This is a genomic window from Vagococcus sp. CY52-2 (assembly GCF_022655055.1).
GTDB lineage: Bacteria > Bacillota > Bacilli > Lactobacillales > Vagococcaceae > Vagococcus.
Genome location: NZ_CP093384.1, coordinates 323,117 through 347,060, shown reverse-complemented (window position 1 = coordinate 347,060; position 23,944 = coordinate 323,117). Strand labels below are relative to the sequence as shown.

Here is a 23,944-nt window from a genome sequence, read left to right as displayed (position 1 = left end):
ACCACCTCTAATTTGATTAATTCTCACAAATTAATCCTTATCGAGTACTATCATACTCTAGCAAGTTAACGGTTGCGCTCGTTATACTCTGACATCAAAATGCTCGAATATAAATTACTCCATGGCCATTTTCAATTGGTTTACCTTTCCTCTTCTCAGCTTCACGAGGTTCTCTGTAAAAAATAAAGTCAATCTACTTACCATGTCAATGTAGGTCTATAAAAATAAAAAAGCCCTTTTACATAGCGAACTATGTAAAAGGACGACTTATCGTGTTACCACCTTTTTTTAGAAGAATTTCTTCTTCCCTCATACCCGACAATGGATCTATCGGTGTTTCTTTTAACGGTGAAACTTTTTCCGAGAGCACCTACCTATCGATACTCTTTCCTCATAGGTCATTTTCAACTTATCATCACTTAACTCTTTTCACCAACCAGAGTCTCTCTAAAAAGCATCAAAGCTTACTTTCCTAATCAAACAGAACATTATTTATATGTTGCCATTAATCTACACGATTTTTTTAATCCTGTCAACATTTTTTTAATCTTTATTTAATGTTAACTCTACTTTTGTGATCCATCCCTTTGGTGCGTCAATATCTCCAAATTGGATTCCTACTAATTCATCATATAATTTTTTAGTTACTGGCCCTACTTCTGTTTCCGAGTAAAACACATGGAAATCATCGCCTACTTGTATTCCCCCAATTGGAGAAATAACAGCTGCAGTTCCACATGCTCCTGCTTCTTTAAACTCATCCAAATCTTTTAAATAAACATCTCCCTCACGAGTCTTTAAACCTAATCTTTCTTTTGCAAGATACAATAAAGAATACTTTGTAATACTTGGTAAAATAGATGGAGAGTACGGTGTGACAAACTCATCATCTTTTGTAATACCAAAAAAATTAGCAGAACCCACTTCTTCAATCTTTGTATGCGTTGCTGGATCAAGATAGATACAATCTGAAAACTGTTTTTCTTTTGCTAATTTACCAGGATAAAGACTCGCAGCATAGTTTCCACCAACTTTTACAGCACCTGTCCCTTGTGGCGCTGCTCTGTCATATTCTGACACGATAAAATTAGTTGGCTTTAATCCACCTTTAAAATATGGGCCTACAGGCGTACAAAAGACTGTAAATAAATATTCAGGTGCTGGTCCAACACCAATGGCATCACCAACACCAATTAATAAAGGTCTTAAATAAAGTGTCGCCCCGCTATCGTAAGGGGGACAAAAATTTTCATTTGCTTTAACCACTTTTTTTACAGCGTCAATAAACATCTCTTCTGGCACTTCTGGCATCATCAAACGATTTGCACTCACTTTCATTCGTTTAGCATTTTCATCTACTCTAAATAAATTAATTGAATCATCTTTACAACGATATGCCTTTAATCCTTCAAAGCACTGTTGTCCATAATGAAGTGCCATAGATCCTTCACTAATATGTAATGTGTTATCTTCTGTTAACTCACCTTCTGACCATTTACCATCTTTATACCGTGCAATGTATCGATACGGAGTTTTAATATAATCAAAACCTAAATTATTCCAATCTAATGTCATTAAACCCATCCCCTTTTTCTAATCATTCTCATTTTTTTCTCATTTTACCACACATTCTTTCTTATCTCTATCTTTTTCAAATTTTTCATAAACAAAATAAACATTAACAAGGTATAAAAATTTTTATACCTTGTTAATGTTAGATAACACGTTTTTTCGCTGAGTTAAGCCCAACGATTAATAAAATACTTGTCATCATTAATAAAATAATCAGAGATGACTGCCAAGTTTTTGTTACATCATGTAAAAAACCAAATAAAAAAGGACCTGTTGCTGCAAGTAAATACCCAACAGACTGAGCCATTCCCGATAGTTCAGCGGCTTGCTTTGCACTCGTTGTTCGTAAATTAAAAAACATCATGGATAAACTAAAAGCAATTCCTCCAGCTATACCTATTCCCATAATAGACAGAGTCACTATCTTCATATTATTTCCCATTAATCCTAAAATACCAAAAGCAAACAATAAAAAAGAAACCCAAACAAAACTTTTTTGATTTGGTCGTTTTTCAGCAATAATTGGCACAATAAATGTGATAGGCAACAACGTCATTTGCAGTAATGATAACATACCACCTGCTTGTGTTGTCGATAGCCCTTTGTCCACTAACATTTCTGGTAGCCACGCAACTAATACATAAAAAATAAAGGACTGAATCCCCATAAATAACGTGACTGACCAAGCAAGCGTTGACGTCCAAATGGATATATTCTCTTGTGAAACCATCTCTTGAACCTCTTTATCTTGACGTTTCAACTGAGGTAGCCAACAAATAAATGCTGTTAATGCTAAAATTGACCATAATCCCAAAGCAACGTTCCAGTCTAATCCAATTTTTCTTACTAAAGGAATACTGATTCCAGATGCAATTGCACCTGTTAAATTCATACTGACAGAATAAATTCCTGTTACTAAACCACTTTGATGAGGAAATTCTTTTTTTACAAGTCCTGGGATAAGAACATTACAAATCGCAATAGTTGCACCTAAAAATGTTGTTCCTAAAAACAAAAAAGTTAGTTGTGGGATAGCTCGTAAAAACATACCTAGTAATAAGACAATTAAAGCACCAAAAATTGTTTTTTCTATTGTCCATTTATTTGCTAATTTAGGTACAATTGGAGAAATAATAGCAAAAGACATCAATGGAATAGTAGTAATTAATCCCGCTTGCCCTCCTGAAAGTATTAAATCATCTGAGATAACCCCTATTAATGGTCCTACAGCAGTAATGGGCGATCGTAAATTCATCGCTACAAAAATAACTCCTAACAACAACACTTTATTTATTTTCTTTTCCATCATTAATCTCCTTAAATCAAAAAGTATATTATAATATATAAATATATATTATAATATACTTTTTAATATTTAACAACAATACTTAAAAGAGCATCCTCATCAGTTTCATTAATGTATTCATGAATGGTTCCAGAATAAAAATTAATCGTATCATATGTTTCTAAATGATAAATGTTACCTTCGACTTTTATAGCAATTTTCCCCTTCATTACCGTTAATACTTCAACAGATTCCTTTGGCTGATATTGTGCGGTATTAATAGAATTAGCCTTTAAGCATACTCTAAACACTTCAATATTATCTTCACGAAAAACAGGTTGCACCAGCCATCCTTTTGTTAAATCACTCATAAAATAAGCCATGGTGCTGACTTTAGATACAGTATTTGATACATTAGAGTAACCAATTAATTGGGATAAGGTCATATTTAATGCTTGGGATAACTTCCATAAAATATTAATCGTTGGATTGGTCCGACCATTTTCAATATTACCAATTGATAAAACACTCACGCCTGATTTTTTTGATAGTTGTTCCATCGTTAGTCCGGACTCTTTTCTTATCTTTCTAATATAGACACCTAACTGATGAACAACATCTTTTTCATTGCTTTCCACCATAAACAACCTGTCCCCCTAATTTATTCTTTCAACCTAGTTTATCATAAATATCGTAGTTTGTTTCTTATAAAAAATTCCCCTAAAAAATGAAACTTTGTAGTAAGATAATAAAGTAGTTTATTTATTATTGGTTATTCATTTCACTTACTTTATTCCAATGAATGATGTTAAACGCTATACCAATAGATTAATGGAGGAAAAATTAATGAAAACAATAAATCAATCACCTAGCAAAAATAGATGGCTTGTCTTAGTTGCGATTGGACTATTTACTTTCATGTCTACACTAGATGGAAGTATTGTTAATATCGCTCTACCAGTAATGTCAAAAGACATGCATATTCCAATGAATCAAGCAGAATGGATTGTATCAATTTATTTAATGACCGTTTGTGCTTGTTTACCACTTTTCGGTAAGGTTGGCGACAGTATTGGAAAGATTAAAATATTTCGTATTGGAACGATAACATTTGTCTTAGGTTCGTTATTATGTGGTGTCTTTCATACATTTGAACTCATCCTACTTTCTCGTGTTATCCAGGCGATTGGTGCTAGTATGACTATGTCAACAAACACAGGAATTATCACAGAAGTTTTTCCGTTAAGTGAACGTGGTCGAGCATTAGGGATGATTGGTGCTTTCGTGTCACTGGGATCGATTATGGGTCCTGGACTTGGCGGTGTCATTCTTGCCCAATTTTCTTGGGAATATATTTTTTTAATCAATGTACCTATTGGCATATTAACTATCTTACTTGGACAAAAAGTTTTACCAAAAGATTCAACAAAATCTGGGACTAAAATTGATTTTATCGGATTTATATTATTTGCCACAATTATTTTAACTTTATTTGGTGGCATATTTATCGGTCAAGAATTAGGTTATACACACACATTGCCTATTTTATTAATTATTATTGCATTGATAACGATGGTAATTTTTTACCGAATTGAGACAAAAAAGAACAATCCTCTCATTCAATTTTCTTTATTTAAAAATAAAGTATTTACGTTAAGTTTGTTAACAGCTTCTATGATTTTTGTCACAAACTTTTTTACAAATGTTGTGATTCCTTTTTATTTACAAAATACAAGAGGCTATTCTGCTAGTTTTGCAGGTATCTTAATGATGGTAGTTCCTTTTACTATGATAATTGGCTCTCCTGTTAGTGGATATATCACTGATAAAGTTGGTGCAAAATTATTAACTTTTGTGGGATTGATTTTAATCACTATTTCTCAATTACTCTATTTAACTTTAGGCGAACAAACATCTCTTATCTTTTTTATATTTGCTTCTATTTTTGTCGGTCTTGGAAATGCCTTATTTCAAGCACCCAATAACACTCTTGTTATGAGCAATGTCGAGAAAAAGGATTTAGGTGTAGCAGGTAGTTTAAATTCTCTTGCACGAAATTTAGGGATGGTGGTAGGAATTTCTCTATCAACAACTATCTTGTACGCTGCAATGAGTCAGCATTATGGACAAAGGGTTACAACTTATATAGCAGGACGTCCAGATGTTTTCATTTATGGGATGCATGCTGTTTATATCACTTCATTTGTTATTTGCTTCATTGCCACAATGTTAACTGGTATCAGATTCTTCAAAAAAGATTAAAAAAGAAGAAATGTGTCTCAACACGTTTCTTCTTTTTTTATTACTTATAAAATACCTCATCTAAAAATAAACCTTGTGCTGGCACTGTATCACCTGCTTGACTTCTAATACCAGTCTCAAAAATATTATCGATGTCTTCTACAGTTAAACGACCTACACCAATATCAAGTAATGTTCCCATCATAATGCGAACCATTTTATGTAAAAAGCCATCCCCTACAAAGGTAAATTGCAAAATGTCACCATGACGTTGAATGGCTATATCTGATATAGTTCGAGTAGTTGATTTTTTCGTTTTTTTCAATGCAGAAAACCCTCGAAAATCATGCGTTCCTTTTAATTTTTCACACGCCTCTTCCATTTTTTCTATATTTAAGTACTCTGGGACATGCATGCTATAATTTTTATAAAAAGCTGATGGAATACGATGATTCCAGACATTATAGCTATATTGTTTTCCCTTTGCATTATATCTAGCATGAAATCGTTCTGGCATATCATTAAGTTGTTTCACTACAATATCTTGTGGTAAGTATTGATGAAAAAAGTCTAACATCTCGTCCAAAGACATAGTTGATTCTGTTTTAAAATTAGCCACTTGTCCTTTTGCGTGAGTTCCTGCATCTGTTCTACCTGAGCCTATAATTTCTATTTTTTCACCAGTCATTTGATGAATAATATTTTCTATCTTGCCTTGAATTGTTTTATCAGAATCTCCTAACCGTTGCCATCCTTGATATCTTTTCCCATCATATTCAATCGTCATTTTTATGTTTCTCATATTATCATCAATCTCCTTTATCGTCTAACTGTCACTTTGTCTATCATGACATAATTTATTAGATTATAAAAGAATAATCAGTCCTACTTCATCTTAATTTACACCATATTGTCACGCAGAATTTATTTCAAATATTCAATTTAGTCATAACCATTAACCTTAATTTATCAACAAATACATTTTACATGAATTAAATATAAGGAACTATAACTTTACTTCAATAGATGATGTCCGACTTATAGCTGTCCTTTTTTGATGTTTTTCCTCGCCAAATTTTTACTGGAAGGATATATTCTTTCTCTGTTTCTTTTTTATTTATTCGTTTCATTAAAATATCAATTGCTATCTCTGCCATCTCGTCTATCGGTTGAATAATAGTAGTCAAATCTGGCAAAATACTCCGTGTCATAAGCGTCCCATCATAACCTACAAGTAATAAATCTTCTGGTACGCGTATACGTTTTTCTTTTGCAACTTGTAAAATTAAGGCCGCATCCATATCATTTGATGCAAAAATTCCATCTACATCTGGGTATGTTTCAAATAAATCATAAAATATTTTTTTCTTTTCTTGATAGGGAATATTAAAATCTAATGTTATTGTATTAGGTATCAAATCATGTTCCTTCATTGTTTCTTCATAAGCTATTCGACGACGTTTAGCTGGCGTTTCTAATTCACTAGGTCCATTCGTATGGATGATATTTTTTGCTCCTTGCTCAATCAATTCCTTAGTAGCAAATCTACCACCCTGATAATTATCTGACTCAATAACTGGAATGTCTTCATTCATCACGCGATCAATCGCCACAATGGGTAGATTTTGATATTTATATTCCTGTATTCCTTGATTATGCGTTCCAACAATTAAACCATCTACCTGCTCCGATAATAATTGATTTAAATAATCTGATTCTTTTTTGGAATCATTCATTGAATTACCAATTAATACTTTATAACCTTTTTCATATAGTTTCTTTTCTAATGCTTCAGCCAGCTCACCAAAAAAAGGGTTTGCTACAGTTGGAAATAGCAATCCAATAATATTAGTTTTTTTATTGTAAAGCTGCCTCGCCACCACGTTTGGTTGATAATTAAGCTCCTCAATCGCCTGGTTAACCTTATCAATCGTTTTTTGACTTAAGTATCCTCGATTATTTAATACCCGCGACACGGTTGTTTTTGATACATTTGCTCTTTTGGCTACATCTTCTAACTTCGGTCTCATAAAACTACCCCTCGTCATTTTTCTGTGTCTAGAATAGCATAAAAAAGGCCTTTATAACACTTCATTATAAAAGCCTTTTTACTAGTATTATTCTTGTAATTGGTTTAATCCTAAAGCAAAGTTACCCAATGTTGCTGAGCCATTATTTTTAATTAATGGTCGAGTAATGTACTTGTCTAGAGGTGGTAACCCAACATAATCATTTAAGAGTTCAGTCACATTTTTACGAACTTTTTCAAGTAAGGTTTCATTCGCCACACTTCCGCCAAACACGATTTTATCTGGTCGAATAATAAGAGTTGTTTGAATAACAGCCTGTGCTAAATAATAAGCCATAATATCCCAAACTGGATCTGTTAAAGGAACCGTTTCACCTTTTTTGCCCAAACGAGCTTCAAAAGTTGGACCAGCAACTAATCCTTCTAAGCAGTCACCATGATAAGGACAAATCCCTTCAAATTCTAAATCATCAGGATGACGCTTAACATAGGTGTGTCCCATCTCAGGATGTCCCGCTTCACCTAGTAAGTCACCGTTAATAACGGCTCCACCGCCAACACCTGTTCCAACAGTATAATAAACCAATGAATCTATTTTTTCATTTGATAAAGTGGACATAATATATTCACCATACGCTGAGCCATTCACGTCAGTTGTCCAAGACATTGGAACATTTAATTCCTCTTTTAAATAACCTAGTACATTGACATTTTTCCAACCTGGTTTTGGTGTCGTTGTAATATAACCAGATTTTGGCGAATGTTTTCTAATTTCAATTGGCCCAAAAGATGCCACACCTAGTGCGTCAATCTCAAATTGCTTAAAATAATCCACTGCTTTTTTTAATGTTTCTTCTGGTGTAGTAGTAGGAAAAGTAATTTGATCTTTCACACGGTAATCTTCATCCCCTACAGCACAGACAAATTTTGTTCCACCTGCTTCAATACTACCAATTAACACAATAAAACCTCCTTAGTTATAAGAAACTGCATCGTTTTCAAGACGATAAACTGTATAAGAAATTGTTTGTTTTTCACTAACTGAAAGACATACCTCAGGTTTTTCCTCAGTATAAAAACGCTCAGTGAACACGAGCTCTCCATCATTAATAAAAATTTCAATCGAACTTGTATCAATAAATACTCGTAATGACAGTTTATCACATGACTGAATTGTACCATATCTTAAGTCGTCTTTGTCATTACGTTTTAAAATAAATTCATTCGTTTTATTAGAATAAGTTAATAAAACCAAATCATTTTCAGACGTTTTTAATGAAATAATGAGTTCTTGTTCTTCTGACTTATCTAGTGGAGCATCTATTAATAATTCATTAGATAAGGCATCTTTTATTAAACATAATTCTTTCATTACAGTTGTTGTATCATGCTTTAATTCTTCTGCGCGCAAAGTTTCTAATTCTTTAACAGGTGTCATGTAAAGATGATCATTTTTTAATCTCAATTCACGTGGAATAGTTAAAGCTCCTGCCCAACCATCTTCTTGCTCAGGCATTGGGCTTTCCCACATATCCATCCACGCGATTACAATTCTTCTACCATCTGGTGCTAATGTTGTTTGTGTCGCATAAAAATCATGCCCTTTATCCAATTCATGGAACTCACCACGTGTAAATGTTGCTGTTTTATAGTCATAATCACCAATGAAATACCCTGTTTGGAACAGATTTAAATAATCTTTCCCTTGAGCATCGATTCCTTGTGGTGATAATAATAAGATATCTTTTCCATCAAGATTAAAAAAGTCTGGACATTCCCACATAAAGCCTTCCGTTTTTAACCCAGTTGCTTTAGAAATAGGCCCTTCATATTCCCATTCTAATAAGTCTTTAGATGAATAAATAATGGCTCTACCTAGTCCATCTTCACCTTGACTTCCTAAAATCATGTAATAAATGCCATCTTTTTCCCAAACTTTCGGATCTCTAAAGTGATGTGTATTATCTCCAGGCTCTTTAGCGATGATAGGATTATTTTCATATTTTGTAAAATGAATGCCATCTGTACTGTAAGCCATATTTTGATTTTGCCAAAAATGTTCTTTATCACCATCTCCATAATAATGATGTCCAGTATAGAATAGATAGAGTACCCCATCCTTTTCAATTGCACTACCTGAGAAGCAACCATCCTCGTCTTCTTTATCACCAGGTGTCAACGCAATTGGCAATTCTTCCCAATGAACTAAATCTTTACTTCTAGCGTGTCCCCAATGCATTGGTCCCCATTCAGCACTATGTGGATGGTGTTGGAAAAACACATGATAATAACCATCAAAGAAACAAAAACCATTTGGATCATTAATCCATCCTGATGGCGCAGATACATGATACCCTAGTCTATAGCGTGTGTTTGTTAATTCAATCGTATCTTTGTTTGTCATAATAAATCTCCTACTTTCTCGTTTTTAATAGTCATTAATTTATTTATTAACCTCTAATGAATGGATCTCCTTGAACATCTTGATCATCTTTTTTAAGAATAAAGAAGGCATAAACCCCTGCCACTAAAACAATCATTGAAATAATTCTAAATGTTGACTGGTAACCCACTTTATCTCTTAATATTCCTAATGGAGTAGATAAAATAACTTGACCTACTTGTGCTGCAATTTGAAACCCAATCATATAAAGAGTGGCTGATAATTTAGTATCAAAATGCAAAGTAAAATAACGAAACATTGGTAAAATAAACATCGGTACTTCTAAGGCATGTAGCATTTTAATACAAGAAACAGCTGTTGGTGATGAGGCAAAACCACATAGACCTATTCTCACGCACATGATAGTCACACCACATAATAGTGTGTTTCTTACACCGATTTTTCTCATGATGATTGGGACAACACCCAACATAATTGCTTCGCAAAATACTTGAATCGCATTCAACGTACCATACATTTTTTCACCTGCTGCTGATGTTGAAAATAAACTAGTGTAAAAACCTGGAAACATTTGTTGATCAAATACATTATAAAATGTCCATGTAAACACAATGAAAATAATAATTGCCCATAGTTGCGGTAATCTCAGTAATCCAAACATCTCTTTCAGAGACGGAATACTACTTGATTCTGCTTGTTTGTCTTCAAATTCTTTGCTAGCTATTTTCTCAGCTTTAGGTTTCCATAACAATAAATTAAGTAATAATAATAAGCCAAAAAATGAGCCAGCCCAGAAATTTAAGTTAGAATTCTTCACAAAAAGGAAACCGGCTAATAATGCAACAATCGCATACCCAAATGATCCCCAGGCTCTAGCTTGACCATACTCAAAATCGAACAAACGACTAAATCTTTCGGTCACCGCTTCAAAAATGCCAACTGATGATAGAAATCCAGCTGATAAAACAACTGCTCCTACAAGTATTCCTAAATTAAAATTATTTTTTAGTAATGGACCATAAACCCATATAAAAAACGGTCCCACAAGTGTTGCAATGCCTGCTGAAACAATTAATAGTGTTCGTTTGATGTACAACTTATCCTGCAACGTACCATATATAAACATAAAAATTAATGTTACTAATGAATTAGCTGAAAAAATCGTTCCGACAGCGCTACCACTTAATCCCAAACCGTTAGATTCAGAAGTCAGCCATAGCTGGAAGAATGACCACCATACTCCCCATGAAGCGAAGAATAGTAGTAAGGTTAATGAACTTTGTAGATAAGATGGATTTTTAAATGACTCTTTGAATTTTGACATATCAGTTTCCCCCGATGATATTATAGTCTTCCAGTTATAGCAACCGGTTAACATTTTTTTGAAAAGCGCTTTCTATATTTAAGAGTATAAATTAAATTCGCTTTCATGTCAACCGGATAACATAAATTGTTTTGTGAATTTTTTTAAATGTCATTTATCACATTAAGCTAAACAAAATATCGTTGTCTACACAACTCAAAAATTCTTCCGAAGGTGTTTTATAGTTTAATGATTGTCTAGGAATATTATTTTTTAGATCCAATAGATTGGATAAAAGATTCCTCAATTTCGTTGAAACCCATTTGTTTAGATAATCCATCTTTACGTAATAACCCATTATAACGTTCATTTAAAATCCGTTTTGGAGGTATTCATAAATCGGTAAAATTTCCTAATGTGGCAGACCCATTGTTTTTAATCAACGGCATTGTAATATATTTATCAAATAGTGGTCACTCAACATCAGTATTCATAAATTCTTTCACATTGTTTCGAACTTTTTCAAGTAATGGTTCATTTGAAATACTTCCACCAAAAAAATTTTATCTGGGCGAATAATTAACGTAGCTTGTATCACCGCTTACCCTAAATAATAAGCCATAATATCCCGCACCGGATCATTTAAAGGGACTGTTTCACCTTTCTTTCCTAGCCTTGCTTCAAAAGTTGGGCCTAATACGAGTCCTTCTAAGCAATCTCCATGAAATGGACAGATTTCATCAAAATTAACGTCATATGAATGGCGTTTCACGAACGTATGCCCCATCTCAGAATGCCCAGCAAAGTCAAGATTATCACCGTCAATCTCAGCTCCACCACCAACACAACACCTATCTCAACAGTATAATACACTAAAGAATTTATTTTTTCATTAGATAATGTTGACATAATATATTCCCCATAAACCGAACCATTTACATCTGTAGCCCATGATATTGAGACATCTCATTCATTTTGCAAATAAACTATGCCATTCACATCTTGCCATCCTGGTTTTTGTGTGGTCGTTAAATACCCTGATTTTGGCGTAATGTTTTCTAATCTCAATTGGATCAAATGATGCGACACCTAAAGCATCATTTGATCCAATTGTTTGAAATAATCCACCGCTTTTTTCAACGTCTCATCAGATATAGCTGTTGGAAAGGTCACTTGATTTTGTACACAATAATCTTCATCACCCACTGAACAAACAAATTTCGTTCCGCCTGCTTCAGTACTACCAATTAACACGATAAAACCTTCTCAGCTATGAGAAGACATATCTCTTTATATTATATCACTAGTTTCTCTTACAATTTAAGCTCACTAATTTCTATACTTTCAAGCAGTGAAGAACCGCTTGTCACATGAATATCTACCTGATTTAGTCGATTATTATCATAGTAAGTTGCAGTCATCGTATCAGAATGATTTACAAATAATTCAATACATGATGTGTCAATGATACATTCAATAAGTAGAACGTCATTTTTAGGAAAAACTTTCATCGTTCTAGAATTCAATTCTTCAGCTTCTTCTCCAATAATATGATATTTATCATTTTTTCTAGTTAAAGTTAACAAATTTCTATTAACATCATATTTGATATAAACTTTATTCCCAAATAACTCAATATAAACCTTTTCTGCGCTATCAGTTTTTAACTGTAATTTTAAATAATTAAAATTATCTAATGATTTATTTTGATATATATTTTCTTCAGTCAATCTAATATCGTTGTCCTTAAATATTGTATTCAAGTTATCATAAAATGTTTTGTAAGGTTTTTGTATTAATTTATTCTCAACAATACTTAGTTCTCTTGGGAATGTCATCGAGCCAGACCACCCATGAGATAATTCGTGGCTCCATATTGTCCTATGCCACATCTGCATCCACGCTACCATGACTCTGTTACCTTCGTCATCTTGACAAGTTTGAGGAGCATAGAAATCTAATCCAGTATCAATCTCATGATAATTCTCAACTGAAAATTTCCCCTCACTCCAGTCTATCTTCCCTACAAACACGACAGTCGAATTAATATTATAATAGGCATATCCTTGTCTTTCCATTTCAATAGGTGACATGATTAAAACATCCTTATTGTCTAATTCAAACAAATCTGGACATTCCCACATAATCCCTTGGTGCTTTTTCCCTTCCAAAAGAATTGACTTAAATTGCCAATCAAATAAATCTTTTGACTCAAATAATAATATTCTACCTAAATTTGTCTCACTTTTTGTTGCTACAACTGTATAAAATACACCTTCACGATAAAAAACTTTTGGATCTCTAAAGTCAGATATATCACCATATTTTTGCAGTTGTTTCTCTGAGATCACTGGATTTTTTTCATATTTTTCAAAAACTATTCCATCTGTTGATACAGCCAAGCATTGAGTCTCTCTTCTTTCTCCACTTCTTTCATAGTGCCCTGTATATAAAAGATATAGCTTGTCCTCAACAACAATGGCACTCCCAGAAAAACAACCATCTGCATCATATGCTTCACCAGGATCTAAAGCAACTGGTAAATCTTCCCAATGAATCAGATCCTTCGATTTTGCGTGTCCCCAGTGCATCGGTCCCCAAACACTATCATATGGATAGTATTGATAAAACAAATGATATTCACCTTTATAATAGACGAAACCATTTGGGTCGTTCATCCACCCTAAAGTAGGCATCAAATGAAACTTATTACGAAATGTTTGATTGATTTTATTCTTATTTTCTAAAATATAATTATTCACTGATTGACTCATATATGTGTCCTTCCTTTATTTGATTCCGGTACCAGAACCACCTAAACCTTGTAATATGTATTTTTGTGCTACGATATAAATAATTACTAATGGAATGGTTGATATAGTTAAAACTGCCATAACTTGATTTATATATACGGGTTGTGTTGTATTTATCGTTGTAATGGCAATCTGCATCGAAAATTTACTCTTATCTGTTAGAACCATTAGAGGCCAAATGTAGTCATTCCAACTACCGATAAAAGATAATACCCCTACTGTTGCAACAGCCGGTTTCGACATTGGGAGCATAATTCTGAAAAATATTGTTCCCATACTAGCTCCATCCATTTTGGCCGATTCAATAATTTCATCAGGTATTGCGATAAAAAAATTACGAAACAGATAAATGTTAAATACACTTGCCATACCAGGCAAAATAACTGCTAATCTAGTATTTACTAGACCTAATTTTTCAACTATTGTAAATTGAGAGATTAATATGGTTTCAACCGGTACAATCAACAGTGCTAGTAACAAGCCAAAAAGTATTTTTTTACCTGAAAAATTAATTTTTGCAAAAGCAAATCCTGCCAACGAATTGACGATAATTGAACCTAATGCAAATGTTAATCCATAAAAAATACTATTTAAGAGATATGTTCCTACACTAAAACGAGAAATAACTTCTTCGTATGTTTTAAACCAATTGGCTGGATTTAAACTTGGTAAAAATGCTTTTAATGACGTTAAATTGTTAAATACGTCCGCTTCTGGTTTCATAGATGACGCAACCATCCATAACATTGGGAATAGGAACAATGAAGCAAGAATTATCAGTAAAACATATTCTATAATCTTTAATAATATATTTTTTTTCTGCATTGTTATTCATCCTCCTTAGTTATTTTACGTTGAGCAATAGTTATCAAACCAATCATCGTTGTAAATATTAAAGCAATTGAGCTTGAGTAACCTACTAATCTATCAGTAAATCCTGTTTGGTAAATGTAGTAAACCATAGTCATTGTTGAATTCATTGGACCACCTTGTGTCATTACCATTGGTTGAACAATTAATTTGAACGCTGATATTAATGTTGTTAATAAAACAAATATTGCTGTTGGTTTTAGTAGAGGCATAGTAATATATCTAAATTGTTGGAACTTTGTAAATCCGTCTAGTTCAGCTGCTTCATAGACATCTTTTGGTATATTTTGCATACCACCCAAGAGTAGAAGCATTTGGTATCCTGCTCCTTGCCATGCTGAAACGAAAACAATGGTATACATTGCCTGTTTAGGGCTCTTTAAAAACGGCATCGAAGCAATCCCTATTTTATTAAGCAATGCGTTAATTAAACCTTCGTTTGGATTTAATAGATACAACCATAAAATGGAGATAACAACTAAAGACATTACTACTGGTGCAAAAAAAGCTACTTTAAAAAATATATTTCCTTTACGTTGTTTATTCACTATTAAAGCCATTCCTAAAGCAGCTCCCAATTGAACCGGAATAATCCATACAACGAACTTAGCTGTATTCCAAATACTTTGCTTAAATATTGGGTCTGACATCAATTTTTTAAAATTATCTAATCCAACAAATTGTCTTGCATCGGGTGTTAACAAATAATAATCTGTAAACGCATAATAAAACATCATTCCAATAGGTATGAGTAAAAAGATAACTAATAATATAAGTGCAGGACTTAAAAATAAATAACCTAAAGCATTCTGTTTTCTATCATTTTGCTTTCCCATAATCTCTCTCCTTTAAAATCAAACAGGCAATTCGTAATATATTCTACTAATTACCTGTTCTTATTTTATCTCTTTAATGAAACATCTATTGCTTGCTGCATCTCTTCAGCTCGTTGATCTGCAACTTTTTGTACATCAGGGTTTTCATCAAAGTAACTTAAATCTTGTATTGCTTGTTGGAAGGCTCTTGAGACTTGAGGATATGCCACCACAACAGGTCTTGCATGGCCAGAAACTTGATTTTGCTCCATCAATACTTTCATGCCTTCAGAAACGTCATTTTTAATTAAATCAATTGTAGATTTTCTAATAGGTAGTACACTATTTGCTAAACTCATTATTTTACTTGATTCTGTATTTGTTGCATATAATATAAAGGCAGCAGCTGCATCTTTTTTCTCAGTCTGTGTTGTCATCGCTAATTGCCAACTACCAGTTGGTGATACTAATTTTTTAGTTTTATCAGATACAGGATAAGGTAAAATTCCATAATCAACATCTGGATAATTAGCTTCTAAATCTGCCATTGTCCATGAACCACTTAAATACATCGGATATTTTTGAGTTTCAAATCCTTTTTCCACCGGTGTAATTGGTACATAGTCTTTTTTTACTAAGTTCTGAATAAAAGATAACGCTTCCACAGAATTTTTACTATTAAATTGACCTTTAGCTTCAGTTCCTTTGCTGTTTACCACGTCACCATCATTTGACCAAATAAATGGTGTATATGCATAAGTTAACATTTCATCGTTGCTTGCAATTTGCATATCAAATACTGGCGAATCATATTTCTTATGTAATCTAGATAAAATATCTTCTAATTCACTCCATGTCCAAGGTTTATCAATTGTTGGTAATTCTTCATCTTTAATGCCCGCATCTTTGAACATTTTTTTATTATAATACATTCCTACACTTGACTCAGAAAAACCAAATGCATAAAATTTTCCATCGTAAGTTCCTTGCTGTTTGATACTATCAAGCACATCATCCATGTCTGCATCTTTTAAATAATTATCTAAAGGTGCAATTACTTTAGAGTGAGCATATGCCGCAGTATTTGGACCATCTAAGGTTATTACATCAGGTAATGTTTTAGTTGTTACAGCTGCATTTACTTTATCTTCATATCCACCACCACTCCCACTACGTGGAATATATTCTGTTGACGCCTTATATTTCCCTTTGTACTCTTTATTAAATCCGTCAACAATTTCCTGCCAAGCTTTTCCTTCTGGTGTTTCATCTGAAAACTGTACCCAAACTTTGATACTTCCAGGATCTTTATCTTCTTTTTTGGTTTCTTTAGATCCCCCACATGCAGATACTAGACCCAATGTAGCAATTAACAACATTGAATATTTAAAAAGTTTCTTCATACTCTCTCCCCTTTTGAAACGTTTCCATAATGTCATAAATAAAAAATGGAAACGTTTCCTTTAATGCGTTAAATTTAACATCATTTTTCAATGATGTCAATATTTTTTTTTGTTGTATAACCTTCAACAAATTTCACTGGTAGCATGACTCGTTTTGGCACTTCATTTCCATTAATTAACTTAATAATGTTTTGGACAGAGACTTCGGCCATCTTATCTACTTGTTGTCTAATTGTTGATAATAAATAATTTTGATCCAGTGCCGTTTTAGAACCATCAAATCCAATTATTTGAATATCTTCCCCAACTTTTCTCTCTAATTTATCTAATACCTTAATAATATCTAAAGCCGTTAAATCATTAACAGCAAATATACCATCTATTTCAGGGTGTTCTATCAAAAACTGCTCAACTTGTTGCACAAAATTCACTCTTGGTTCGTCAACCATTAATTTTACAACAGATAGATTATGCTCTTCACAATATTCTGAAAAACCTTCATATCTCTTTAATGTTTCATTTTTATATTTTGATACACTTGAAATATATGCCGGATATTGAACTTTTCTTTTTATCAATTCAGAAGCTGCTATTTTTCCTCCCAACAAATTATCACTTGTAACATAATAAACATCTTCAGTAAAATAGCGATCAATACTAACAAAAGGTAAATTAGCAGATACATAATTATCAATATCCGAATAGGTAACCCCAATAATTCCATCAACTTTATTTTGTTTAACCATTTGTATGTATTCTTTTTCTTTATCAGCTTCTCCGTTTGAATTGCATAAATAAAGTTTGTACCCTTCTTTGCTTAATTCCTCTTCTACATAGTACGCAAACTCTGAAAAAAAAGGATGCCATATTGTAGGGACAATAAGCGCCAAGGTATTAGTTTTATTCTTTTTTAACCCTCTTGCATACTCATTTGGTTCATAATTTAATATTTCGATTGCTGATTCAACTTTATCCTTCGTTTGTTCCTTAACTTTTATGCCATTTATAACTCTTGATACAGTCCCAACACCGACACCAGCAAGTGCGGCAACATCTTTCATCGTCGCTTTCAACTCATCATCTCCTTATTTCTCAGAATTATTGTAACACATTTCATAATGTTAGGAAACGATTCCATTTATATTGAACAAATATATAATTTACTTTTATTGTATTACCATCACTACCTTCAACTTAACGATTTATAATATATATCTTATTGATACAATTTAGACTTTGTCGTTTTTCAGAAATTCTATATTTGTTTTCATTAATTAAAAAAATATGATAAAATAGTGAGAAATCTTTGATTAGGAAGTGAACTATATGAAGAAAAAAACAATTGTACCAAAAAATTACCAATCTTCGTTGTCTGTTTATGACACACAAAAAGCGATTGGACTAACAAAACACTGGTTTGAAGAAGCGTTAACTGGAAGTTTAAAATTAAAAAGAGTCTCTGCACCATTATTTGTGGATACAACGTCTGGTTTAAATGATAATCTAAACGGTGTAGAAAGACCTGTACAATTTGACGTTCCAGCTTTAGATACTCCTGCAGAAGTGGTTCATTCACTAGCTAAATGGAAACGAACAGCTTTAAAACAATATGATTTTCATGTAGGAAATGGAATCTATACTGACATGAATGCGATTAGGCGTGATGAAGAGTTAGACAATTTACACTCTATTTATGTGGATCAATGGGATTGGGAACGTGTTATTTCAAGAGAGCAACGTAACCTAGATTATTTAAAACAAACTGTCCAACAAATTGTCAATGCCATTATTGAAACATCTAGTCGTTTGCATACGAAATACCCATCTCTATCTATTGAACTTGATAGCAACGTCTCATTTATCACAACACAAGAATTAGAAAATTTATATCCTGATTTCAATGATAAAGAACGCGAACAAGCTTATGTAAAAGAGCACCCAACAACATTTATTATGCAAATCGGAGATAAATTATTGAGCGGAAAACCGCATGATGGTCGTTCTCCTGACTACGATGATTGGCAATTAAATGGAGACTTACTATTTTGGCATGAACCACTACAAACTGCTGTCGAAATATCTAGTATGGGGATTCGTGTGGATGAAACTTCCTTAAAAGAACAGTTAGAAAAAGCCAACGCAACTGATCGGCTGAAATACCCATACCATCAACAAATTTTAGCAAATGAATTACCTTTAACAATTGGTGGTGGGATTGGTCAAAGTCGTATGTGCATGTTACTTTTAGAAAAAGCTCATATTGGAGAAGTGCAAGTATCTTTATGGGATGAAGAAACAATCGAAGCATGCCGAGGAACAATAAACTTATTATAACAAAAAAGCACTTTAGGAAAGTTTCCCAAAGTGCTTTTATTTTTTTTTAATTAATTCAATTGATTGATAAGAAGGTTTAGGATTAAGAAATGAGTTAACAGTTTGCCAATTTTTTTCATTATTTTTTGCCCAATAATCCATTACAGCTCCTATACAAATACAAATTGGAGATACTTCTTTATTGATAATTGATAGCTTGTAGTAATCTCCTTGAAATGATGTATGCTTATTCATCAACATCATTCGTTCTTTTAAAGAATACATTCGATAGGATTGTTTTCCAACATTAGCTAAAACTAACCAATTCAGCTGCTTTACTAAATAAATATCACGATTCAATGAAAATAATCTACCTAAAGAGCCAACTTTTTGTTGCCTATCATACAAATCAAAACGAGATGGAAAAGCATATGTCGTTTGTTTCACTGTTGCTAAAACATCCCCTTCCATGCTATACACCGATAGCACATCCCCCTTCACACCCCAACGTCCAACTAAAATATACACTGGTTTATCCTGAATATCTTTAATAACTGTACGAACATTAGCTGAAAGGACATGTTCTTTAATATAGTATGTCTCCATTGCTATCAACTTCCTTTAATCAAAATCGTCGCTCTAAAGGTTTTCTTCAATTGCTCGTAGTATTGCTTTACCTACACCGTCTTCAATATTTGTATCTGTTTGATACTTAGCAACTTCTTTGACTTTTTCTTCAGCATTTCCCATAGCAAAACTCACACCAGCAACTTCTAACATAGGTAAATCGTTAAAATTATCACCAATTGTAAAGACGTCATCCATAGAAATACCACGCTTTTCAGCGATATATTTTATAGCATTTCCTTTTGTTGCATCCACATGATTAATTTCTAAGTTATTCACACCAGATGATGTCACATGAACATTCATTAATTTATGAAGTTTTTCTAAAGCTGGCTCAAATCTCTTAGCTCCCTCTTCATTAAACGCAATCACTTTTAAAATCTCGACTTCAGGATCATCAACTAAAATATCATAATGCTCAGTATAGTTAACAGGTAACATTTTTAATTGAGTAGAAGCCATGGCAATTGCCATTTTAAAAGTCAAATGAGGAATATTTTCAGATAAAAGAATCGCAAACTTTTCAATTCGTTGTGCTTCATTATTCGAATACACACCTTCTGTTGTCATTAGCTCATAATATAAGTCTTCCTCTTCTAAAATTTTCATAGCCTCTTTAACTGTTTCTTTTTCTAAACTAACAGTATGTAAGACATTATCAAACTCATCAAAGATTTGTGCACCATTACCAGTAATCATAGCACAGTGAATGCCCGCTTCATCTAAAACAGGCCGAGCTTCAGAGTAGCCTCTGCCGGTTGCTACCATAAACTCAATACCATTTTCTGCAGCTGTTTTTATAGCTTGTTTATTTAATTCTGAAATATCTAGATGGGATGATAAAAGCGTGCCATCCATATCAGATGCGATCAATTTAATCATAATGTTCCTCCTAGTTCTTTTATTACTGTTAGTGTACCATTTTTTTTTGAAAGATACATTTATAATAAAAAAATTATGATAAACTAAACAATAGAGGTGAAAAAATGTTAAAAGACTTAATTCAAACAGACTGGCAAGACATATTGCATGATGAGTTACAAACCGACTATGTGAAAAACTTAGAACTTTTTTTAGAAAAAGAATACCAATCAAAGACCATTTTTCCTGATAAACAAAATATTTTTAGTGCTTTAAACTACACTCCTTTTAGTGAAACAAAAGTCGTTATTTTAGGACAAGACCCCTATCACGGAGATAATCAAGCTCACGGACTTAGTTTTTCTGTACTACCAGGAACCAAGATACCACCCTCTTTGGTTAATATTTTTAAAGAATTAGCTGATGATTGTAAAATCAATACTCCTAGTAGTGGTTATTTAGTTCCTTGGGCAAAACAAGGGGTTTTATTACTTAATACAGTCCTAACTGTTGAAAAAGGAAAGGCTCATTCGCATAAAAACAAAGGTTGGGAAAACTTCACAAATTGTATAATAAAATCGTTGAATAAAAAAGAGAACCCTATCATTTTTGTTCTTTGGGGCAAACCCGCTCAACAAAAAAAACAATTAATTGACCATACAAAACACATCATTATCGAAGCACCACATCCTAGTCCACTATCGGCATACAGGGGGTTCTTTGGCTCAAAGCCATTTTCTAAAATAAATAATAGTTTAAAAGAAACCAATCAACCACAGATAAATTGGACGTTATCCTAAACTGTACTAATAAAATAAAAAAATCTGTTTTATTTTATTAAAAATTTATTTGGTGTTATTATGTTTTACCTAAGTTTTTTCGAAAAAACAGAACAAAATACTGTTCTTTTTGTTCATAAACATGATATGATAGACTTGTGAAAAAAGTATAAGAAAATTGGAGGATGTTTTCGTGGAACTATTTGACCAACTTAAACATAAAATTATTAACAAAAATATACGTATGGTTTTTCCTGAACCCACAGATGAACGCGTTTTAGGTGCGGCTGTTCGTTTAAAATCAGACAACTTAATTGAACCTGTCTTAATTGGTAAGCCTGAAGAAATCAAAGAATTGGCTACTTCTCGTGGTTTAAGTGTTGATAACTTAGAAATTATTAACCCTGACACTTACGAAAAATTTGATGAAATGGTTGCTGCTTTCATTGAACGCCGTAAAGGTAAAGCAACCGAAGATCAAGCACGTACTATTTTAAAAGATGAAAACTACTTTGGAACAATGTTAGTTTATATGGACTTAGCTGATGGTTTAGTAAGTGGTGCTGTTCACTCTACTGGTGACACAATTCGCCCAGCTTTACAAATCGTTAAAACTAAACCAGGTGTTAGCCGTACAAGTGGTGCTTTCTTGATGTTAGGTAACCGTGACTCAGAAAAATATATTTTCTCTGATTGTGCTATTAATATCAACCCTGATGCTCAAGCATTAGCAGAAATCGCTGTTGAAAGTGCTAAAACAGCTGAATTATTTGATATTGATCCTAAAGTTGCTTTATTAAGCTTTTCAACAAAAGGATCTGCAAAATCTGAAGAAGTAACAAAAGTCGCTGAAGCAACTCGTATTGCCAAAGAGTTAGCTCCTGAAATGTCTATTGATGGTGAATTACAGTTTGACGCTTCTTATGTTCCTTCTGTTGCGAAACAAAAAGCACCAGATTCAGATGTAGCTGGTCAAGCAAATGTGTTTATCTTCCCAGAAATTCAATCTGGAAACATTGGCTACAAAATTGCACAACGTTTAGGTGGTTTCCAAGCGATTGGACCTATCTTACAAGGTTTAAACAAACCAATTTCTGACTTATCTCGTGGATGTAATGAAGAAGATGTTTACAAATTATCTATCATTACTGCTGGTCAAGCAATCATGAATAAATAGTAAAAATAAAAACCAATGCCTTTTCTGAAATAGAAAATTGCATTGGTTTTTATTTATTTAGCATTCAAAGCTGCCATTGTAATATAATTATACGGCTGATTAAAATGCGGTAAAAAGAACAAATCCAATAATTGTAATTCATCTATCGTTAATTTTTTATGAATTGAAAGAGAAAATAGATGAGTCAGCATTGAAACATCTTTTTCAGAACACATTTGTGCGCCTACAATTCGTCTTGAGTTAGTGTCATATACAATACGAAGTTTAACATGGTAATTATCAGCCATAAATGCCGGTTTTTGTAAATCTTCAAACTCAGTATAACTCACGTTTAATCCTTTCTTTTTCGCTGATTCAATAGATAATCCAGTCGAAGACATATTAAATCCAAAAATAGAAATAGCATTTGAGCCCTGTACACCTAGTGATGAAACGTCTCGTCCAGCTATGTTATAACCTGCTACCATACCACTTCTAATCGCATTTGTCGCTAACGCAATGTAATCGGTTTTTTGTAACGCATTTGAATAGATTGTCGCACAATCACCCACTGCATAAACAGAAGGGTTACTTGTTTGTTGACACTCATCGACAATATAAGCACCATTATGAAACAATTCTAACTGATTTTTACCTAATTCATTATTAGGTAGAAACCCAACTGCATTAATTACCATATCTACAGCATAATGACCTTTGTCAGTTACTAAATGTTCGATCTGTTTATTTCCTTGATATTCTGTCACACGCTCTCCAAAATGAAGTTCTATACCATTTTTTGCCAATGTATCATCCATTTTTTGGGAAAATGCTTGATCGTAATAACTTGACAATGAACGATTTTCGCCATCAAATAGCAATACTTTTTTTCCTCTTCGTTGTAATGCTTCTGCTATCTCAACACCGATATAACCTGCTCCAATTACTGCTACTCGTTGAATTGTTTCTTTTTCAGCAAGTTCATTCACTATTTTTCCATCATTAAATGTCTTCAAGCAATGAATATTTCCTAACTCTTTTCCAGGAACATTTAATATTATTGGCTTAGATCCTGTCGCTAATACTAAATTATCATAGTGTTCCGTAAATATTTGATGATTATCGTCAGAGCATGTGACTGTCTTGTTATAGAAATCAACTTTAGTCACTTCTGTATTTGTGTAAATAGTTGCCCCTTTTTTTCTAAATTCTGATTCATTTAAATAAAATAGCCCTTCATACGACTCAATTTGTTGTCCTACCCAAAGAGCTGTGCCACAACCTAGATAACTAAATTCTGCATTTTTTTCAATAATAACCACATCATGAGTATCAGAGTATTCTAACAGGACATTTGCTGCTGCAATCCCTGCATGATTCGAACCAATGATGATTGTTTTTTTCATCGCTTTCTCCTTTAATATAAAAAGCGGAACATCTCATCTCTTTTTAAAAGGATAATTTGCACCGCTT

At 33.0% G+C, this 23,944-nt stretch carries 20 protein-coding genes, 2 pseudogenes and 2 other annotated features (1 of these 24 only partly in view); of the genes and pseudogenes, 4 read left to right on the top strand and 18 right to left on the bottom strand.

The features are described from left to right. Window positions 1-218: a binding site (T-box leader), on the bottom strand (it extends 22 nt beyond the left edge of the window). Between the two features lie 37 nt (window positions 219-255). Next, window positions 256-491 (bottom strand) — a binding site (T-box leader). 52 nt (window positions 492-543) lie between these two features. The 3 genes from MN187_RS01730 to MN187_RS01720 all read right to left on the bottom strand — a co-directional run bounded on the left by MN187_RS01730 (window position 544) and on the right by MN187_RS01720 (window position 3,498). Further along, window positions 544-1,575 carry a branched-chain amino acid aminotransferase gene (locus MN187_RS01730; RefSeq protein ID WP_117972471.1) on the bottom strand — a complete coding sequence of 344 codons (1,032 nt, stop codon included), beginning with the start codon at window positions 1,573-1,575 and terminating at the stop codon, window positions 544-546. Window positions 1,576-1,714: 139 nt separating this feature from the next. Continuing rightward, window positions 1,715-2,878 (bottom strand): CynX/NimT family MFS transporter, encoded by a 1,164-nt coding sequence (locus MN187_RS01725; protein WP_241699270.1) that lies wholly within the window; start codon window positions 2,876-2,878, stop codon window positions 1,715-1,717. A gap of 62 nt (window positions 2,879-2,940) precedes the next feature. Continuing rightward, the gene (locus MN187_RS01720) at window positions 2,941-3,498 is read right to left on the bottom strand and encodes a helix-turn-helix domain-containing protein (protein ID WP_117972469.1); all 558 of its coding nucleotides are present in this window, start codon (window positions 3,496-3,498) and stop codon (window positions 2,941-2,943) included. 205 nt (window positions 3,499-3,703) lie between these two features. On the opposite strand from MN187_RS01720, the gene MN187_RS01715 reads away from it, so the two are divergent. After that, window positions 3,704-5,119, top strand: a complete 1,416-nt coding sequence (locus MN187_RS01715; RefSeq protein WP_117972468.1) for an MFS transporter — start codon at window positions 3,704-3,706, stop codon at window positions 5,117-5,119. Between the two features lie 40 nt (window positions 5,120-5,159). Here the strand turns inward: MN187_RS01715 and truA are convergent, their stop codons facing one another. From truA to MN187_RS01655, 12 genes and pseudogenes are all read right to left on the bottom strand, one after another. Beyond that, window positions 5,160-5,900 carry a tRNA pseudouridine(38-40) synthase TruA gene (gene truA / locus MN187_RS01710; RefSeq protein ID WP_117972467.1) on the bottom strand — a complete coding sequence of 247 codons (741 nt, stop codon included), beginning with the start codon at window positions 5,898-5,900 and terminating at the stop codon, window positions 5,160-5,162. A 217-nt stretch (window positions 5,901-6,117) separates the two neighbouring features. Beyond that, window positions 6,118-7,128, bottom strand: coding sequence for a LacI family DNA-binding transcriptional regulator (locus MN187_RS01705; protein ID WP_117972466.1), 1,011 nt, complete (start codon window positions 7,126-7,128; stop codon window positions 6,118-6,120). Window positions 7,129-7,215: 87 nt separating this feature from the next. After that, the gene (gene scrK / locus MN187_RS01700; protein WP_117972465.1) at window positions 7,216-8,088 is read right to left on the bottom strand and encodes a fructokinase ScrK; all 873 of its coding nucleotides are present in this window, start codon (window positions 8,086-8,088) and stop codon (window positions 7,216-7,218) included. Between the two features lie 12 nt (window positions 8,089-8,100). Beyond that, the gene (locus tag MN187_RS01695; protein ID WP_117972464.1) at window positions 8,101-9,531 is read right to left on the bottom strand and encodes a glycoside hydrolase family 32 protein; all 1,431 of its coding nucleotides are present in this window, start codon (window positions 9,529-9,531) and stop codon (window positions 8,101-8,103) included. A 46-nt stretch (window positions 9,532-9,577) separates the two neighbouring features. Then, window positions 9,578-10,855 (bottom strand): MFS transporter, encoded by a 1,278-nt coding sequence (locus MN187_RS01690; RefSeq protein WP_117972463.1) that lies wholly within the window; start codon window positions 10,853-10,855, stop codon window positions 9,578-9,580. Window positions 10,856-11,012: 157 nt separating this feature from the next. Continuing rightward, window positions 11,013-11,223: pseudogene (locus MN187_RS01685) on the bottom strand (IS30 family transposase); the annotation flags it as partial. 3 nt (window positions 11,224-11,226) lie between these two features. After that, a pseudogene (locus MN187_RS01680) lies at window positions 11,227-12,088 on the bottom strand (ROK family protein). Between the two features lie 59 nt (window positions 12,089-12,147). After that, on the bottom strand, window positions 12,148-13,608 hold the full coding sequence (locus MN187_RS01675; protein ID WP_117972462.1) for a glycoside hydrolase family 32 protein: 1,461 nt from the start codon (window positions 13,606-13,608) through the stop codon (window positions 12,148-12,150). Window positions 13,609-13,623: 15 nt separating this feature from the next. Then, entirely contained in the window at window positions 13,624-14,472 is an 849-nt protein-coding gene (locus MN187_RS01670; protein ID WP_071456316.1) for a carbohydrate ABC transporter permease, read from the bottom strand. Between the two features lie 2 nt (window positions 14,473-14,474). Then, on the bottom strand, window positions 14,475-15,353 hold the full coding sequence (locus tag MN187_RS01665; protein ID WP_117972461.1) for a carbohydrate ABC transporter permease: 879 nt from the start codon (window positions 15,351-15,353) through the stop codon (window positions 14,475-14,477). A gap of 65 nt (window positions 15,354-15,418) precedes the next feature. Continuing rightward, window positions 15,419-16,735: an ABC transporter substrate-binding protein gene (locus MN187_RS01660; RefSeq protein ID WP_117972460.1), complete on the bottom strand. Its 1,317-nt coding sequence runs from the start codon at window positions 16,733-16,735 to the stop codon at window positions 15,419-15,421. A gap of 80 nt (window positions 16,736-16,815) precedes the next feature. Next, entirely contained in the window at window positions 16,816-17,808 is a 993-nt protein-coding gene (locus tag MN187_RS01655; protein WP_117972459.1) for a LacI family DNA-binding transcriptional regulator, read from the bottom strand. Window positions 17,809-18,061: 253 nt separating this feature from the next. Between MN187_RS01655 and asnA the strand changes: the two genes are divergently transcribed. Next, window positions 18,062-19,069: an aspartate--ammonia ligase gene (asnA, locus tag MN187_RS01650; protein ID WP_117972458.1), complete on the top strand. Its 1,008-nt coding sequence runs from the start codon at window positions 18,062-18,064 to the stop codon at window positions 19,067-19,069. Window positions 19,070-19,105: 36 nt separating this feature from the next. On the opposite strand, the gene MN187_RS01645 is transcribed toward asnA, so the two are convergent. Next, window positions 19,106-19,654 (bottom strand): LURP-one-related/scramblase family protein, encoded by a 549-nt coding sequence (locus tag MN187_RS01645; protein ID WP_117972457.1) that lies wholly within the window; start codon window positions 19,652-19,654, stop codon window positions 19,106-19,108. 33 nt (window positions 19,655-19,687) lie between these two features. Continuing rightward, complete coding sequence (locus MN187_RS01640; protein ID WP_117972456.1) at window positions 19,688-20,557, bottom strand: Cof-type HAD-IIB family hydrolase; 870 nt, start codon at window positions 20,555-20,557, stop codon at window positions 19,688-19,690. Window positions 20,558-20,661: 104 nt separating this feature from the next. Between MN187_RS01640 and MN187_RS01635 the strand changes: the two genes are divergently transcribed. Both MN187_RS01635 and pta read left to right on the top strand, forming a co-directional pair. Further along, window positions 20,662-21,336, top strand: coding sequence for a uracil-DNA glycosylase (locus tag MN187_RS01635; RefSeq protein ID WP_117972455.1), 675 nt, complete (start codon window positions 20,662-20,664; stop codon window positions 21,334-21,336). Between the two features lie 172 nt (window positions 21,337-21,508). Further along, window positions 21,509-22,492 carry a phosphate acetyltransferase gene (gene pta / locus MN187_RS01630; RefSeq protein ID WP_117972454.1) on the top strand — a complete coding sequence of 328 codons (984 nt, stop codon included), beginning with the start codon at window positions 21,509-21,511 and terminating at the stop codon, window positions 22,490-22,492. Window positions 22,493-22,545: 53 nt separating this feature from the next. On the opposite strand, the gene nox is transcribed toward pta, so the two are convergent. Then, window positions 22,546-23,877 carry a H2O-forming NADH oxidase gene (nox, locus tag MN187_RS01625; protein WP_117972453.1) on the bottom strand — a complete coding sequence of 444 codons (1,332 nt, stop codon included), beginning with the start codon at window positions 23,875-23,877 and terminating at the stop codon, window positions 22,546-22,548. Window positions 23,878-23,944: the final 67 nt, after the last annotated feature.

Coding starts and splice junctions, on each gene's coding strand:
- MN187_RS01730 (WP_117972471.1), bottom strand. CDS start 1,575: ATGACATTAGATTGGAATAATTTAGGTTTTGATTATATTAAAACTCCG.
- MN187_RS01725 (WP_241699270.1), bottom strand. CDS start 2,878: ATGGAAAAGAAAATAAATAAAGTGTTGTTGTTAGGAGTTATTTTTGTA.
- MN187_RS01720 (WP_117972469.1), bottom strand. CDS start 3,498: ATGGTGGAAAGCAATGAAAAAGATGTTGTTCATCAGTTAGGTGTCTAT.
- MN187_RS01715 (WP_117972468.1), top strand. CDS start 3,704: ATGAAAACAATAAATCAATCACCTAGCAAAAATAGATGGCTTGTCTTA.
- truA (WP_117972467.1), bottom strand. CDS start 5,900: ATGAGAAACATAAAAATGACGATTGAATATGATGGGAAAAGATATCAA.
- MN187_RS01705 (WP_117972466.1), bottom strand. CDS start 7,128: ATGAGACCGAAGTTAGAAGATGTAGCCAAAAGAGCAAATGTATCAAAA.
- MN187_RS01695 (WP_117972464.1), bottom strand. CDS start 9,531: ATGACAAACAAAGATACGATTGAATTAACAAACACACGCTATAGACTA.
- MN187_RS01690 (WP_117972463.1), bottom strand. CDS start 10,855: ATGTCAAAATTCAAAGAGTCATTTAAAAATCCATCTTATCTACAAAGT.
- MN187_RS01675 (WP_117972462.1), bottom strand. CDS start 13,608: ATGAGTCAATCAGTGAATAATTATATTTTAGAAAATAAGAATAAAATC.
- MN187_RS01670 (WP_071456316.1), bottom strand. CDS start 14,472: ATGCAGAAAAAAAATATATTATTAAAGATTATAGAATATGTTTTACTG.
- MN187_RS01665 (WP_117972461.1), bottom strand. CDS start 15,353: ATGGGAAAGCAAAATGATAGAAAACAGAATGCTTTAGGTTATTTATTT.
- MN187_RS01660 (WP_117972460.1), bottom strand. CDS start 16,735: ATGAAGAAACTTTTTAAATATTCAATGTTGTTAATTGCTACATTGGGT.
- asnA (WP_117972458.1), top strand. CDS start 18,062: ATGAAGAAAAAAACAATTGTACCAAAAAATTACCAATCTTCGTTGTCT.
- MN187_RS01645 (WP_117972457.1), bottom strand. CDS start 19,654: ATGGAGACATACTATATTAAAGAACATGTCCTTTCAGCTAATGTTCGT.
- MN187_RS01640 (WP_117972456.1), bottom strand. CDS start 20,557: ATGATTAAATTGATCGCATCTGATATGGATGGCACGCTTTTATCATCC.
- MN187_RS01635 (WP_117972455.1), top strand. CDS start 20,662: ATGTTAAAAGACTTAATTCAAACAGACTGGCAAGACATATTGCATGAT.
- nox (WP_117972453.1), bottom strand. CDS start 23,877: ATGAAAAAAACAATCATCATTGGTTCGAATCATGCAGGGATTGCAGCA.